The 15,147-nt window shown below is 46.7% G+C and carries 12 protein-coding genes; 6 read left to right on the top strand and 6 right to left on the bottom strand.

The window, feature by feature from the left end:
* Nucleotides 1-233: 233 nt before the first annotated feature.
* Nucleotides 234-1,763 carry a transglutaminase family protein gene (locus Q0668_RS11115; RefSeq protein ID WP_298864303.1) on the top strand — a complete coding sequence of 510 codons (1,530 nt, stop codon included), beginning with the start codon at nt 234-236 and terminating at the stop codon, nt 1,761-1,763.
* A 469-nt stretch (nt 1,764-2,232) separates the two neighbouring features.
* Here the strand turns inward: Q0668_RS11115 and rnc are convergent, their stop codons facing one another.
* Nucleotides 2,233-2,976 carry a ribonuclease III gene (gene rnc, locus Q0668_RS11110; RefSeq protein ID WP_298864300.1) on the bottom strand — a complete coding sequence of 248 codons (744 nt, stop codon included), beginning with the start codon at nt 2,974-2,976 and terminating at the stop codon, nt 2,233-2,235.
* Between the two features lie 520 nt (nt 2,977-3,496).
* On the opposite strand from rnc, the gene Q0668_RS11105 reads away from it, so the two are divergent.
* Nucleotides 3,497-5,005, top strand: coding sequence for a Do family serine endopeptidase (locus tag Q0668_RS11105; RefSeq protein WP_298864297.1), 1,509 nt, complete (start codon nt 3,497-3,499; stop codon nt 5,003-5,005).
* Nucleotides 5,006-5,250: 245 nt separating this feature from the next.
* Here Q0668_RS11105 and Q0668_RS11100 read toward each other — a convergent pair whose 3' ends face one another.
* Together Q0668_RS11100 and bioD are read right to left on the bottom strand one after the other, a co-directional pair.
* The gene (locus tag Q0668_RS11100) at nt 5,251-6,918 is read right to left on the bottom strand and encodes a hypothetical protein (RefSeq protein WP_298864294.1); all 1,668 of its coding nucleotides are present in this window, start codon (nt 6,916-6,918) and stop codon (nt 5,251-5,253) included.
* 127 nt (nt 6,919-7,045) lie between these two features.
* Nucleotides 7,046-7,771 carry a dethiobiotin synthase gene (bioD, locus tag Q0668_RS11095; protein WP_298864292.1) on the bottom strand — a complete coding sequence of 242 codons (726 nt, stop codon included), beginning with the start codon at nt 7,769-7,771 and terminating at the stop codon, nt 7,046-7,048.
* A 214-nt stretch (nt 7,772-7,985) separates the two neighbouring features.
* Between bioD and Q0668_RS11090 the strand changes: the two genes are divergently transcribed.
* Together Q0668_RS11090 and Q0668_RS11085 are read left to right on the top strand one after the other, a co-directional pair.
* On the top strand, nt 7,986-9,092 hold the full coding sequence (locus Q0668_RS11090; protein ID WP_298864290.1) for a hypothetical protein: 1,107 nt from the start codon (nt 7,986-7,988) through the stop codon (nt 9,090-9,092).
* 430 nt (nt 9,093-9,522) lie between these two features.
* Nucleotides 9,523-10,359, top strand: a complete 837-nt coding sequence (locus tag Q0668_RS11085; RefSeq protein WP_298864288.1) for an FHA domain-containing protein — start codon at nt 9,523-9,525, stop codon at nt 10,357-10,359.
* A gap of 191 nt (nt 10,360-10,550) precedes the next feature.
* Here Q0668_RS11085 and epsC read toward each other — a convergent pair whose 3' ends face one another.
* On the bottom strand, nt 10,551-11,486 hold the full coding sequence (epsC, locus tag Q0668_RS11080; RefSeq protein ID WP_298864285.1) for a serine O-acetyltransferase EpsC: 936 nt from the start codon (nt 11,484-11,486) through the stop codon (nt 10,551-10,553).
* Nucleotides 11,487-12,020: 534 nt separating this feature from the next.
* Here epsC and Q0668_RS11075 point away from each other — a divergent pair.
* Nucleotides 12,021-13,301, top strand: coding sequence for an HD domain-containing phosphohydrolase (locus Q0668_RS11075; protein ID WP_298864283.1), 1,281 nt, complete (start codon nt 12,021-12,023; stop codon nt 13,299-13,301).
* A complete protein-coding gene (locus Q0668_RS11070) occupies nt 13,298-14,062 on the top strand; it encodes a CPBP family intramembrane glutamic endopeptidase (RefSeq protein WP_298864278.1) in 765 nt (254 codons plus the stop codon). Before Q0668_RS11075 ends, Q0668_RS11070 begins: the two co-directional genes overlap by 4 nt.
* A 29-nt stretch (nt 14,063-14,091) precedes the next feature.
* Here the strand turns inward: Q0668_RS11070 and Q0668_RS11065 are convergent, their stop codons facing one another.
* On the bottom strand, nt 14,092-14,787 hold the full coding sequence (locus tag Q0668_RS11065; RefSeq protein ID WP_298864275.1) for a hypothetical protein: 696 nt from the start codon (nt 14,785-14,787) through the stop codon (nt 14,092-14,094).
* A 60-nt stretch (nt 14,788-14,847) separates the two neighbouring features.
* Nucleotides 14,848-15,147 (bottom strand): DUF2617 family protein (locus Q0668_RS11060; RefSeq protein WP_298864272.1); only part of this gene is annotated, 300 nt, incomplete at its 5' end.

Raw genomic sequence — 15,147 nt, 5'->3', positions numbered from 1 at the left:
ACTGGAGTGAGTTCACGTTTCCGTCTTCACTAAATTGAGATACAATCATCCCTGCGATTCCCATTGGAATTGTGGGGATTTTTTTTAGCCTGTGTCCAGGTTTACTGTAGCGTCTCCAAGGCCATTTGAAACGAGTATCATAGAATGGAAGGCGCTATGGTTAAATGGGATGCTCTCTAACGATCATGGTTTGAGATATGAAAATGATGTTCAATTGCAGAAAGCCAGATCTGATGAAGTTCTCACTTGTCTGTCTGACCATAGCCTTATTCTTAGGGATTTGTGCTTGCTCGTCCGATCCTGCCATCGAGAGTGGAGCCAAGGCGGCCCAGAACGCGAATGTAGAAGACGAAGAGATCTGGCAGGTGGTTTACGTGAACAAGCAGCGTATTGGCTATGCTTATACGCAAATTCGGTTTGAAGACCAGGCTGGCACGAAAGTGATGCATACGCAGAGCGATTCCTTTTTGAAGTTCAAGAGATTTGGGCAAGTATTGAATCTGGAGCGACATTTACAGACAACAGAAACGGCAAACGGGGAGTTGCTGTCTTACATTTTTCAAATGAAGAATCCACCTGCTGATTCAACTGATTCCAAGGGGGTTGTTGAGGATCATCAACTAAAAATAGAAACAAAAATTGCGAGTCAATCAAGCCGATCTCAGCTGAAATGGAATTCTGATTTCCATTCACCTAGCTATCTCGAACGTGTTTTCAAAAAGATAACTTTGAAGCCGGGAGAAGTGAAATCATTTTCCATGTTGCTGCCGGAATATAATAAAGTCACCGAAGTCCATCTGGCAGCTCTGGATTACGAAGAGGTTGAGCTGCATGGAGGTAGTCGTCAAAAATGCTTACTTGTCAAGATGAAACAGTCATTACTGCCTGGTATGGTGGTTGACCTTTACGTGAGTGAGGATGGTGAGATACCAAAAACGACGGCTGATTTTCTAGGGGCTTCGATGCTGACCTATACGGTGAGTAAAGAGGTGGCGTTAGAAGAAATTTCAGGTGAGGAACTGGATCTGGCCGTGCAGACGTTGATTAATGTTTCTCCGATTCCGAATGCGCATGATACTAATAAAGTGGTTTATAAAGTCACTTTACAGGATAATGATCCCGCAAAATTCCTTTCCCAGGGAGCTGGCCAGCGTATCAAGCAACTGGATGAGAGGAGCGTCGAATTGACCGTCGTTAAAGTGCCCGATGGCAGCCGGTTGTCTGATCAAAAAGTGGAGTCAGAGTATGTTGTGCCGACCTCATTCATTCAGTCTGATGATCCACGTATTGTGAAGTATGCGGAAGATGCTGTGAAAAGTGAGAAAGATCCCTGGAAAAAAGCGAAGTTAATGGAACGTTATGTCTATCAAAACCTGAAAAAGAAGAATTTTTCAACGGCGCTGGCTTCGGCATCTGAAGTTGCGAAAAATATGGAAGGGGATTGTACCGAACATGCCGTGTTGCTGGCGGCGATGTTACGGGCACAGAAATTACCCTCTCGAGTTGTGGTGGGGCTGGTCTACATTCAGAGTCGTTCCAGCTTTGGCGGTCATATGTGGACAGAGGTTTTTCTGGACAACCGCTGGATTCCCCTCGATGGTACATTAGGAAAAGGGGGGATCGGTGCAGCGCATATTAAGTTAGCCGATTCCGGTCTGGCTGAGAATTCACCGGCTCCTTTGTCGCTCTTTCTGCCTTTGTTGCAGGCGGTGGGTAAACTTTCGATCGAGGTGATCGAATACGATCCCCCTTCTGTGAAATAAGGGACGACAATCATGACCAGCGTAACCTGGTTTTCATTGTAAGTCTTACACTTCAAAGGTCGAATCAGAGGTTTATTCATTGCAAATCTTGCAATGATTGAAAACCGGAAAAATTGTCCAAAGAAGTGAAATGATTTAAAACCCTTTTATTTAAGAGTTTAAGCAAGCGTTTGTAAAATCGAATGGGTTTAGGTTATGGATTGGCACGGTTACTGCATTATCAGTCATTGGGTAAAGAGAGAGACCCATCGAATTTTAAAGAGTTGAGAGACTTTAAAATTCAAGAGAGAAGAGACAATCCCACCGACCCGTGGAGGCGGGTCAGCCCATCCAGGGCCACTCCAAAACATCATCCCCATCTTAGAGCCGAGAGAATTCCCGTATTCTCTCGGCCCTTTCTATTTCTAGACCAGAAAAACGGTAAATATCGGCGTTGATTTCAGTTGAAGCGCATGTAACCGGAATCAATTCAAATGGCGTCTGGTAGCGCGGGAAGTTCCCATTCCTCATCCTTTTCATTCACACGCAGCGCATTAAAAGCGGCGTGTTGCTCTGCCTCTTTTTTGGTGGAGCCCCAGGCTGGTTCATAACGACGATCACCAATAATGGCAGTAACCTGGAAAAATTTGGAATGATCGGGCCCTTTTTCATCCAGCAATTCATAGATGGGCGTCTGTGCGAACTTCTTTTGAGAGTATTGCTGCAGCAGACTTTTATAATTGAAGCTATGAACAGAGAGGGATGCGGTGGCGTTTTCGCGTTCGATCAGCGGGTCTAAAAAATCATGTACCGGGTCGATGCCTCCGTCCAGGAAGATACCGGCAATGAGTGCTTCAAACATCCCCGCTAATAAAGATTCTGGCAGGGACTCGGTCATGGCCAGCCCTTTGCCTACGAACAGAAATTGATCCAGGCATTTTTCCCGTGCCAGTCTGGTACAGGTATTACGGCTTACGACGGCTGACTTGATCCGGGTCAATTCCCCTTCCGGTGCATTGGGAAATTGATGAAAAAGCTGTTCACAAACGACTGATCCAAGAATGGCATCGCCCAGGAATTCCAGTCGTTCATTGGAATCCGTACGTGTCTTAGCGGCAGAAGTGTGTGTCAGACAGCACTTCAACAATTCGAGATCTGAAAAGTGATATCCCAGACTACACTGGCACTTCTCCAGGAGTTGATCGATCTCTGCGGGCTTGAGATCGTATAACATATACGCCTCCTCTTGGTTCCATTCGTTGAACTACATTAAGTGAGCGACTAGATGTATTCAACCGATATGGCCCGCAGTGAATTATTTTTAGCTTCCCAATGTAAGGAATTATACTACCACTAGTGTCGTAACGAAGAAAACCAAAAAAGCGAGTTTCATGAGATTGGTCGAAAAATATACAATTTTTCAGCGGTTTATTCAATTTCAATGGCTCTTCCGGAAAAAAACAGGTTGTGAACTCCATTTTTTTTGAAGCGCTCCCAACACATTACGTATCTGAACTCGTAGTACAATAAGTCCAGCCGTTTGAAACAAATCATCCATGCTCTTCTCGATGTGCACATACCTTGATCTGAGTGGCTTGGATCGGGGTGATCTGGGGATTGCTAAGTTGTTTTGTAGCAAATAGTTGAATTGCAAGTAGATTTCAGGATTGCAAATAATGGTCTTATTTTAGTATTAATTTGATAAAAGAAATGGCCTGAGGCGGACCTTTAAGTCATTCAAATTAGGAGGGTAAATGATGAAAGCTTTATCAGGGAATCGAAGCTGGATGTTCGCTTTAATGGGTAGCGCATGTCTGGTAGGTGCAGCGGTGGGGATGGCTCAAAAAGAGAAGAGTCCAGAGTTTCCAGCCGTTGCGACCGTAAGTGATCTATCGAATGTATTTCGTGAAGTCAGCCGCAAGGCAATGCCTGCGATTGTCGCCATTGAAACAGTCAATAAAACTTCACAAGTGTCCGGCGAAAAGTCTTTACCATTTGATGATAATTCTCCGTTTGGGGATCTATTCAAAAACGATCCTCGGTTCAAAGAATATTTCAAGCAACATCAAAATCAGCCTCGGAGAGCTCCGCGGAAAATGGGGACCGGTTCTGGATTTGTGATCAATAAGTCCGGTCTGATTATGACAAATTCCCATGTGGTTCGTGGGGCTGATGTGGTTAAAGTGATCTTAAACGATGGTCGAGAATTTACGGCTACCGATATTCGAATGGATCCCCGTTCTGATGTTGCTGTGATTAAGATTGATGCACCAAACCTGACTGCCATTCCTATGGGCGACAGCTCTAAAATGGAAATTGGTGATTGGGTGCTGGCGATTGGAAATCCGTTTGGCATTGGAATGAGTGTCACGAATGGAATCATCAGTGCGAAAGGTCGCGGTCCGGGAATCAACGACCGGGAAGACTACTTACAGACAGATGCTGCCATCAATCCTGGTAACAGCGGTGGTCCTCTGTTGAATTTAAGAGGTGAAGTCATCGGCATTAACACAGCCATTTCCAGCCGCAGTGGTGGATATGACGGTGTGGGGTTTGCGATTCCCGTGAATATGGCTCGTTGGGTTTCCGGTCAGCTGATAGATCATGGTCAGGTGAAACGCGCATTCTTGGGCGTAGGCATCCAGCCTATCAGTAGTGATCTTTCAAAATCCTTCGATATCAAAGTGGGGCAGGGAGCAATTATTACTCAGTTGATGGATGATTCTCCAGCTGCCGCAGCAGGTTTGAAGACAGGTGATATCATACTGAAATTAGCCGGTAAAGATGTCACAGGTCCTCGTAACTTGCAGGGAATTGTTGAACAACTGGTCGTTGGTAAGTCCTACGTGATGGAATTATTGCGAGATGGGAAACGCATCAACCAGGATATCAGCATGAAGGAAATGCCGAAAAGTTTCTCTGTGGCAAAAGATGAGAAGCCACTTGATGACACGAAAAAAGAGAAGCAGAAGACCAGTGTCAATGAATTGAAAATTGAAGTACAGCCTATCACGCAAGAGCTGGCTCAACAGTTAGGATATTCTGACAGTGTGAAAGGCGTTGTCATTACCGCTGTTGAACCTGGCAGTGCTGCTGAAGAAGCTGGATTGATGAAAGGTATGATTATCGAAAAGATCGGAACGACTGAAGTTTCCACAATGGATCATTTCAATCAAGGGTTGAAATTATCCAAAGACAAGAAAAATGTATTACTGCTGGTGAGAAACCACAGTGGTGCCCGCTTCGTTGTGGTTCCCAAGTAGTTTCGTGACTGTACTCTCCTGAAAGGGTGGCTGGTGCAAGTCTCTGTTAAAGGGGGCTTGTGCCGGACACCAGGAGCGGAAAGAGTCTTCTTCATTGTAATTCCTCACCGCATTGTATGCGGTTCCGCGTGGCGTCTCGATGGCATTCTTGGAAGTGCTGTCGAGGCGTCTTTTTTTATGGGGCGGCTGTGCTGATGGGAATTATTTCAGCGAGTGAATGCCAGCAGGATCAACTGGTACCGCGATCAACTGGTGGGTAATGCTTCTTTGGTTTGCGAAGGGCTTTCTACCTGGATCTGATCACTGTTGAACATGACCTCAATCAATGTTGTGACCCCTCGATAGGATACCGGATTGTACCCTTTGCGTAATTGCAGTCTCCAGACGAGATCCCCTTTCAGCGAGTCAATTCCTGCTTCATTCGTGGCGACATAAGTTTCAAAACTTTCGCCGGGGCCCAGCTTTTGTGATAACGTTTCCTGATTGATATTTTGACCTTTGATATTCCACTCCCAGGAGGGTGGCATGTCATAAACGAGAACCCGTTCCGCATCGGTGCGCTTCTGATCTACGCGACAGACAAAATTATTAGCGCGTAGTTGCGACTCTGGTGTTTTGCCGGGCACGCGAGTTAAAAGCAATTTTTGATCAAGGGGTTCAAAAGTCTGGTCGCTGGAAACATTTTCAAATTTTAAATGCAGTTTCAATACGTCTTTTGACGGGGTTCGCGTTTTGGTGGCGTCGCCAGTGTAGTGTTCAAATTCTATCGGACCACGGGTGACGCGGAGCGGGGTGACCAATACATTTCCGTAACGTCGTCCGGGGCCACCTAGTTGCAGAGTATGACCGGCGGGCAATTTGGCATTTTCAGGAACTAACTGCAAAGCGATCTCGTCATTTTTCACAGGCGGTTTCAAGTCGGGCAGACTTTCTAACTGATGTGGGTCGCCGAGATATTTGGCGTAGAGCAGCATGGCTATCAGAATGGTGGCAGCGATCGCATAGGTGAGCGTTAGAGTGAATAATCGCTTGGGGACGACTTTTCCTTTGCGGTAGTTTTGTGGAACGACCGGACTTTCCGATTCCGCAGTGGTTTCTGCAGTTTTCGTTTCAGCAACGGTTGGTTCTTCCGTAGCCGTTTCATCGACGCTCGTTTCTTCGGTGGTCGATTCCTCGGTGGCTGTTTCCTCTGGCGTCATTTCTTCTGTGGTCGTTTCTTCTACAGAAGCTGTTTCTGAACCACTTTCCTCGGTGACAGGTTCCTCCGTGGGAGTTTCTTCAGTAACAGGTTCTTCAGCGGGAGGTTCTTCAGCGGGAGGTTCTTCAGGTGCAGTATTCTCAGAGATCGTTTCTTCAGAAGTTGTTTCTGCGGATACTTCTTCCGGAACTGCATCTGCTTCTGTTGGAAGTATATCTTCAGCCGTTCCCTTGTCTATTTCGGGAACTGCCTCAACCGATGTGGCTTCTATCGTCTCTGTTGCTGGTTCCGCTTCTTCAGAATCGTCGTTTCCGCCGGGAAGAAATGAAAAATTGGTGGCAGGTCGAACCGGTTTCGCTTTTTCAGATTTCGTCTGGTTTCCACCGGGTAGAAATGCGAAAGGAGATGTTGTCTCAGCATCGTTCTGAATTTCCTCTGAGTCCCCGCTGTCCGGGGTTGCATCTACCGGTGATTCCATTTCTCCGGCCGTGGTGTCTGCTTCTGTCGTTTCAGCGGACTCCTCTGGTGCGGTCTCTGGTTCTGAATTTTGATTTTCAGATTCCTCTTCAATTGCATCTTCTGATACCAGAACAGGTTCATTCGTCTCAGGATTGATTTCCAGATGCATCTGGCAGAGGGGACACTCTACGACTTCCGACACATTTTCGATTTGGATGGATCCCCCACAGGCAGGGCAGGTAACTTCAATACTCATCCATTTCTCCGTTTAATTTCATTCACAGTTAGTTTTAAGCGATTCTACAAAGTAGACCAATTCGATTGAAAGCCCGCAATTCAGGGCTGAATTTCACTCGATGGTGGCTCGCTGATTTGACGTCAAATCAGACGTGGCCAGATGAGAGCTGGCACCAGTCTATTCTGTCCTCAGTCTGGTAGTGAAGCAAGTTCGACCGCCATTCAAAGGGGACAAAAGATAAAACGGGAACGGTCGTCCATTGCTGAATCTGGGCGGCATTTGACGTCCGAGATTCATCACTGCGTTCAGAATCAACGTCATTCAGGATCAATCCGGCAATGGGAAGCCCTCGTTTTTGTAATACTTCGATGGTCAACAGGCTATGATTGATGGTTCCCAGTCCCGCCCGGGCCACGATTAGAATGGGATAATTCAAGGCGGCGGCAAAGTCTGAGACGAGCAGGTTTTCTGAGAGTGGGCAGAGGATGCCCCCCACTCCTTCCACAATCAAAAAATCGGCCTGATCCTGCCACCAGAGGGCTCCCTGCCTCAAGAGTGCTTCATCAACGTGTGAGTCCTCTTTTCGGGCGGCCACTGGTGGGGCCAATGGTGCATGGAATTTTTGCGGGCAGATTCGTTCGCTGGGGAAATTTTGGTCGATTGCCTGGGCAAGCAGTTCGACATCTTCCCAATACGGGGTGCCTGTTTCGTCTTTTATCAGGCTTCCGCTACAGGCTGGTTTATAGACGCCGGTATGCGTGCCTTCTGAGATGAGTTGTCGGGCAATGGCGCAGGAAATATACGTTTTGCCGACACCGGTATCCGTACCTACAATCATCAGGCCGGGGATTTTTAATGGAAAAACGTCCACAATGGTTTCCAGTTTGGGATAGTCATCTTGTTACTTTTAAGGAACAACCGTTGTTCTCAGCTTGCGATGTGGTCTGTCTCGCTTTTATGATTATACAGTATCGCAGATCAACTGCATCCGATGTCAGGGTCGAAATGATCTTAGCGGAGCAGTTAAGAAAAATAACAGAAAACGGGATCAAATCCAAATTCATCAATAGAACTCAGCTAAAGAAATGAAACGCAGAAAAAGATCATCCGGTGGTGCGAGCCTCGATTCGCTGTTAGATACGATGACCAACGTGGTTGGCATTCTGGTCATTCTGTTAACAGTGACTCAGTTAGGCGTTGGCGAAGCTGTCGAGCGGATTAAAGAGGCATTACCGGAAATCACTGATGAGGACATGGACCGTTCCGGGAAAAAGGTGGAAGAACTTGAATCACTGTTGAAGCTGGAGAAAGAGCAATTGCAAACGGTGAAAGATCTGACTCAGCAGAAGAAGAAAGCCAATCTTAACGATCAGAAAGTATTGATAGACAAGCTGAAGAAAGAGCTGGAGAAATTAAAAGCGATTCAGATCAATATCGTTGCTTTGAAGAAACAGATTTCCGAACGAGATGAGCAGGTCAAATCAATAGAGAAGACGATTGTTGCTAAGGAAACGGAATTAGCTGAGATCAAAGCCAAACTGGCAAAAACTCCCGATCCGGGCCCAACGCCGGATGCCAAGATTGTGAATCTTCCCAACCCGCGCGATGCCCCGAAAGATGCGAAGCCAATCGAATATATTTGTCGAGGCGGCCGAGTGATACACGTTGATATCCCGCTGCTACAGAATCTCGCCCTGAAGGCGATTGCACAAAGTCGCCTGGTGAAGGCACAGGAGCAGGCTGTCGATTGTGACAAGCTGGTGAAATTATTTGAAAATCGGAATGTGGGGAACCGGGACTGGAGAATCAGGTTAAAGCCAGCCGGTGGTGTACCTTATCTGGTATTGGAATTACGAAAAGGGCGCGGTGAGACTTCAGAACGACTAAGGAAATCGACGGCTTTGTTTCGAAACCAAATTCAGAAAGTGAATCCGAACCTGTTTTATTTGAACTTTCGGGTCTGGTCAGACAGTTACGATACCTATCTGGTGGCGCGGGAATATACCACTCAACGAGGTGTCCTTGCTGGCTGGGTCGCCCTTGATTCCAATTCCGAGTTTCGGGTTCCTCTGGGAGGCAATCTCAAGTTGACCTGTCAGGGATATGTACCACCGCCAGCAACACCCAAAGCCGCAGTCCCCGATCTGCCTCCACCGACTCAGCGAAAGCTGCCGGGGAATAAAATTGACTGAGAGCCGATTCTGGTTCTCTGGAATTTCACGAGCAAGGCTGTTTTACCGGTTTGAAGTCGCAAGATTTCTGATGAACGAATTTGTACATCCTCTCCAAATTCTCTTTGAAAGCGCCTTAGCAATTCAGGCAGAGATGGGGCTGAGGTGTTTCCTTTATTAACAGGCGTCTATAAATCCTCTGATGCAAACAGGTTGTTTATCATTCCTATTTTCTCACTGAAAGCCTTGTCTGGTGCAGTTTTATTTTGACTAATCGTTACAAAATCTGCTTTAAATGGGGTTTGCACGCATTGGCGAATTTTGATCGATTAGTAACTGGAACGTTTTCTCATGCTTACCTTGGGAGACGGTCGATTCAGTACTATGTGGCTTTGAAATCGAGCCCCAAGGAATCACAAAGTTCCTGTTTCGACATGAGGTTGATAAGTCTGTGGTCGTAAAATCTTCCCATCAGTATTCTCTGGAAATCACCAAAGGGAAAACAGAATTTCCCATCCGGCCTATTCAGGATCAGCGTCTGACCATTGGTGCAGGCTCTTGTTGTGGTCTCCAGTTGGGCGGTCATGACATGCCCATTCTGCATACTGTGATTCAGATTGACGATCAGGAAGCGCTGATCAGGGCCATTTCGCCTCAACCAAAATTATTATTAAATGGGACTCCCATCCATGGATCGACTCTTTCTGATGGCGATCATATTTCGATTGGGCCCCTCGAATTTGTATTCCGTCTAACCTGTGCCCCAATTGCAACGAACATATCCAACGCAGGCTTATCTGGCTCGCCGTTTGAGACGAGCGTTCATATCACCCCAGATAAAAGAGATCACTCAATGACGAATGAAACTACTCTCAAAGACCTTTCTGCATCTGAATTAATCGACCTGATTGAGCAGGACTTCCAACTGATCGAACAATTTGAGTCAAGAAGGGAACAGGGAGCTGCTGCATTACTGTCACACATTCGTCAGACGAAAGAAGATCAGGATGAGCAACTTGAAGCTCAGGAATCACTTTCTGATCTGGAACAATTTGAATTACTGTCTGATCTCGAAGGCATGATGGAAGAACTTACCAAGTTTTCTGAAGTCCTTCACCAGCGGGCTGATCAGCTAACGACTCGCGAAAAACAGTATGAAGTTGCTGCCGCTTCCTTGTTGGAGACACAAGAAAAACTGGCCTCTCAACTTGATCGAACCCTGGATCATGTGGGAACGATCAAGAATGATCAGAAAGAGGATGGCGGCTCGCAACGTGCGATTGCCTGAATTGGTATAGATACAACAAAATCCTGTGTGAGATCAGTCTCTTGATTCACACAGGATTTTTTTATTGCTACTGGAAGGCAGTCCGATGGTCATCTTTTCTGATCTGGTTATGTAGCTGATCGACTGCAATGGACCCTGATAGATAAGAGTTTTAATCAATCAGAGTCCTGAACATTCAGAGTCCTGATCAATCAGGAAGCTTCACGAAACCTGAGCGAAGGTTTTTCGATGGTGACAATCGTATTGGGCAGCACGCTTTTCATAAGTGAGACACTGGCGCCAATGACCGCATCCTGGCCGATTACGGTATCGCCTCCCAGGATCGTGGCATTAGCATAAATGACGACGCCCTTCTCGATGGTGGGATGTCGTTTTTGTTCACGGATAATGCGGCCTTCCGCGTCTTTGGGAAAGCTCAATGCACCCAGTGTGACCCCTTGATAGATTTTGACGTTTTCGGCAATGTCGCACGTTTCACCAATGACCACACCGGTACCATGGTCGATGAAAAACGAATGTCCAATCGTGGCGCCGGGGTGAATGTCGATTCCTGTCTGAGCGTGTGCCCATTCTGAAAGCATACGCGGGATGATGGGAACCTGCATGTTGTAAAGTTCGTGTGCAATTCGGTAGATGGTGATGGCTTCCAGTCCTGGATAGCAGAAAATGATTTCATCCGCGCAGGTCGCCGCCGGGTCACCATCTAAGGCCGCTTGAACGTCGGTGGCCAGAGATCGTCTGATTTCGGGAATCGTTTCCAGAAACTGAATTGTTTTCTTTTGGCCTTCTGCCTCAAAATCAATATGGGGAAGTTTTTCACAATCGGCACCATGGGTTTGCACATACTGGTGTCGCATTGCGCGGCCGATTTGCATAGTCAGGATATCATGGAGAGAGTCGACAATATTCCCCACATGATAAATGACATTGCCCATATGTAAATTTTGACGACGGCGGTAGCCGGGAAAAATCAGTTCTTTCAGTTCCTGCCCCGCTTTGATCACCGCGTCCTGAGATGGGAGGGGACAATGGCCTAAATGGTGAATCGTACCAATCTCGTGATAGGTCTCCACAATACGGTCTGTGATTTCAGGGAGTCGCTCTTTTTGCTGGAAATCCGTAGCCATGAGAATATTCCCGCTCGTCAGTTGGGGGTCGAAATGGATTTTGAAAACTGAATTCAGTCCTGATTCATACAAGACACAGTTTGTCAGTAAATGTTCTGTATTTTGCCTTAAGTCACAGGCGCGTAACTTGAATTCTATGCACGCCCATGAAAGTTCGGCAAGTAGCTAAGTGAAATAATGCCCTTTAGTCACAAATCGGCGTGTTTGTGACTGGAAATTGAGAGATTCTCACAATCGAACCATTCGACTTAAATAATACACTGCGCGCAAGCGGAAAAGTCGATTCAAATACAAAACATGAGAAAGGAAGTTTCATCAGCGCGCGCCACTGTTTCTGAATGGTAAGAGAAGTCAGAGTAAGGTGATAAGCACAAATTCTCCAGTAGTTTACCCAGTCCGAAATCATTCAATCGATTCAATGCCTCACCTCTGAATGACCGATAAAAAAACTGACGGGTGTTCTTAAATCCTTCGTATTCCAATGATTGATGTTACGACTTTTCTCCAGATAGTTTCTTCGGGCAGTAAAGAATAGTGAATCATTCTACCAGATTACTCCGCTGGCTTGTTCCCTCGATTCGTCAGGAACGCGATGAATGGACGGCCCTCCGTTCCAAATCGCAACAGACAGAACAGATTGATCGAGATGGGGGCTCCTATCTCAGACTCAGAAACCAGTATCGCGAATTGAGCCAACAGAATCAGGAGCTCAATATTTCTTCGCCGCAGCGGACGCTGATTCAGCTTCAGGAGCGCGTCGGAGTGATTCTCCAGCGGTGTCGACTTTATCTGGATTCAACTCCCTGCCATCCGCTTTCGCAGGAGCAATTGCCGATTCTGGAACGTATTCTGAATTCGGTTCAGGAGGAGCAGCAATACATTAGACAGCAATTGTTACTCACTCGGACATCGTTACATTATCTCAAGCAGTTGCAGGAAGCGTCACAGGAAATTTGGACGAAGCCTTATTGCAATCCGAATTATTTATTGAATCTGTTGCGAAAAATAGAAATTGATGACCTGCATCTAAAACATCCCGGTGAGTTGCTGTTTATTTCTCTCGAAGATTTCGTCGCGATTGCGAATTTTCAATTCCACGATACTGATCTGACAGTTTATGCGCGCGGTCTGGAGACGGCCCGTTTGATTCAGTTCGTCAGTCGACAGCATACAGAGTGGCAGGAAAATAGCGATTTATTATTAATGGCGGGTTTACTGCATGATTTTGGCTGGTTGATGTTAAAGCAGGAAGAAACAGAGGCAGCCGATAATGAACCTCTCAGTCTGGCTGAACAGGCTGAACACCCCGTGGTGGGTGCCGCCCTGCTGGGAGGGTTGCGTGGTTTTTCTGGTGATTCTTACCTTCCCGAAGTGGTCTCTCAACATCACGAGCGGTTGGATGGTACGGGGTATCCTCGTCGATTGCATACCTACTCAATAGGTGAGCATTCAAGAAAGTTCTCTGTGATCTGTCGATTTCTGGAACTGAAAAACAGTCGCCGGGAATTAACGGGTGACGGACTTCGAACCTATGACGTTGAAGAAATCGGCTTTGCGGCAGCATTACAACTCTACCGGGAAATGAAACGTGGTGAATGGGATGAAACGGCTGTCACGCAGATTTTGTCGGCTCTCGACCCGGATTTGCAGGAGGAATTGAGGCTTTCCGATCAGAAGAATGATCTCTTTTCGCTTAGACGGTTTCAGCATTATCGACGGGATGAAGCACATCTGCATATGAGTCATCCACACATTCAAGCCGGCTCCTCTTCAGCTGTGACCAGGACCTTAACTGATAATCAACGTGAGTCATGACGCGCAAAAACAATTCTCAAAATGAGATGGCTCTGGACTATGACAGTTATTGGTCCGAAGCCCGTCAGCCGCTGGTCTGTCTGGTATTTCTTGCGCCTTTACTGGTCATCTATGAATGGGGCGTGCTCTCGATAGGGGGCAGTCAGCCGGAGTTGATTCGCAATGGTGCAGACTATTGGATGCGCAGCTGGTTATTTCAACTGGGTTTCACGCAGACGTTTCTTCTGCCTGCGTTGATTGTGGGAACGCTGTTGATGTGGCACATCTTGTGTAAACATCCCTGGAAAATCTCCGGTGAGACTTTGATTGGCATGTTTGCGGAAAGTCTGCTGTTTGCCTTTTGTCTGATCGTGCTGGGACAGGTACAGGATCTTGCTTTTCAGCAATTGCCGAATCAGACATTGATGTTTATCGAGCGTGAATCTGCCTCGCGTGTTGTCAGCTTTGTGGGTGCCGGCGTTTACGAGGAAGTTATGTTTCGTCTGCTTCTACTTCCTCTGTGTTATCTGTTGTTTCGAGGCATGCTGTTTCAGGTGCGCTGGTCTGCCATCCTGGCGATTATTTGCACCAGCCTGATTTTTTCTTCGGCCCATTATATAGGTGCCTCCGGTGATCAGTTTTCCCTGTTTAGTTTCACATTTCGTACGATGGCGGGTCTGTTTTTTGCGGGTCTATTTTTTCTGCGTGGATTTGGAATCACAGTTGGCGCGCATGCGACCTACGATATCATCGTGGGAGTGATGCTGGAAACCAGTGCCTGAAATTGTTTTTGCTAAACGATGACGGTCTCTTACCAGAAGCGATAGTAACTGCCGCGACCGTATCCGACGTTGTAGCCGGATTGAAAGACAATGCTGCCATAAAGAGTCGGTCGATAAGGCCAGACTCCATTGTAAGGTCCGTAAAAACTGCCGTAATAGCCGGGGTAGTAGGACCAGGGAGAGGCATAATACCCTGTGCTGTAGGGAACATAACTTCCCAGCATGGGAGTATAGCTACCCCAATAGGGAGCATAAGAGTTGAGATATCCGCCTCCTGAATAAGGCGAGCAGTAGCAGGATGAATACGAATTCCAGGCGTTACAATATGGTCTGGAATAGAAAGTGTTGTAGCGGTATGAGGAATATCTGGCAGCCAGCGGGTAACTGTTAAACCCATAATAGTTTGGTCGGTAGTAACGGAAGCCTGCGGCTGCCGCGTAGGGACGATACCGATAATTGTAGCGCCTGGCACCATAACCGTAGTAAGTTGAGTAACGGTTTCTGGAATAGTTTCTGGAATAGCCGGATGAATAGCGGTAAGTAGAGTGATTGCGATAGCGCGAATAGGCGGAAGAAGAGTAGGGGCTTCGATACCGGGAAACTGATCGGGAAACTGAATAAGGGCGTGCAGCCGATGCGGTGGGAAGTTCGATGCTCAATAGAGCGCACAAACATAAACAGATTCGTGTGAAAGATCGTAATGTCAACACTTGACCGCCTATCATGATTTTCGGTTTCCCGTCATCCATGACGTTGATCAATTCATCTCAATGATTGAGACTCTGTTAGAATTCAAATAGTGACTGGGTTTTTACAACGGCTAATTCATCGGGAAACGTATGGAACGCATGAATCAGCAAACTTGTCTGATTGGCTTCAAAGTCAATAATGCTCAATGCACCGGGAGCGAGTCGGCTTTCGGAGACAAAATGATAAGCCAGATCTGCCCGTTGTGAATCCATCAAATATTCTTCATGTACATTTTTAAAAATGACGTAATCTAATTCTTCCAGTTGGTAGCTGACCTGATAATACAGATCAGAGTCGAGTTGAACCGACTCCGAACGACATCCACGAACCGGCTT

Origin of the sequence: uncultured Gimesia sp., from assembly GCF_937910335.1 — a bacterium.
In the GTDB taxonomy this organism is placed as follows: Bacteria; Planctomycetota; Planctomycetia; order Planctomycetales; family Planctomycetaceae; genus Gimesia.
Note: the sequence above shows the minus strand (reverse complement) of the source record. Positions and strands in the feature narration are given on the sequence as shown.

Bases quoted from the DNA above. Each gene is read 5' to 3' on its own strand.
- Q0668_RS11115 (WP_298864303.1), top strand. From the start codon at position 234: ATGAAGTTCTCACTTGTCTGTCTGACCATAGCCTTATTCTTAGGGATT.
- rnc (WP_298864300.1), bottom strand. From the start codon at position 2,976: ATGTTATACGATCTCAAGCCCGCAGAGATCGATCAACTCCTGGAGAAG.
- Q0668_RS11105 (WP_298864297.1), top strand. From the start codon at position 3,497: ATGATGAAAGCTTTATCAGGGAATCGAAGCTGGATGTTCGCTTTAATG.
- Q0668_RS11100 (WP_298864294.1), bottom strand. From the start codon at position 6,918: ATGAGTATTGAAGTTACCTGCCCTGCCTGTGGGGGATCCATCCAAATC.
- Q0668_RS11090 (WP_298864290.1), top strand. From the start codon at position 7,986: ATGAAACGCAGAAAAAGATCATCCGGTGGTGCGAGCCTCGATTCGCTG.
- epsC (WP_298864285.1), bottom strand. From the start codon at position 11,486: ATGGCTACGGATTTCCAGCAAAAAGAGCGACTCCCTGAAATCACAGAC.
- Q0668_RS11070 (WP_298864278.1), top strand. From the start codon at position 13,298: ATGACGCGCAAAAACAATTCTCAAAATGAGATGGCTCTGGACTATGAC.
- Q0668_RS11065 (WP_298864275.1), bottom strand. From the start codon at position 14,787: ATGATAGGCGGTCAAGTGTTGACATTACGATCTTTCACACGAATCTGT.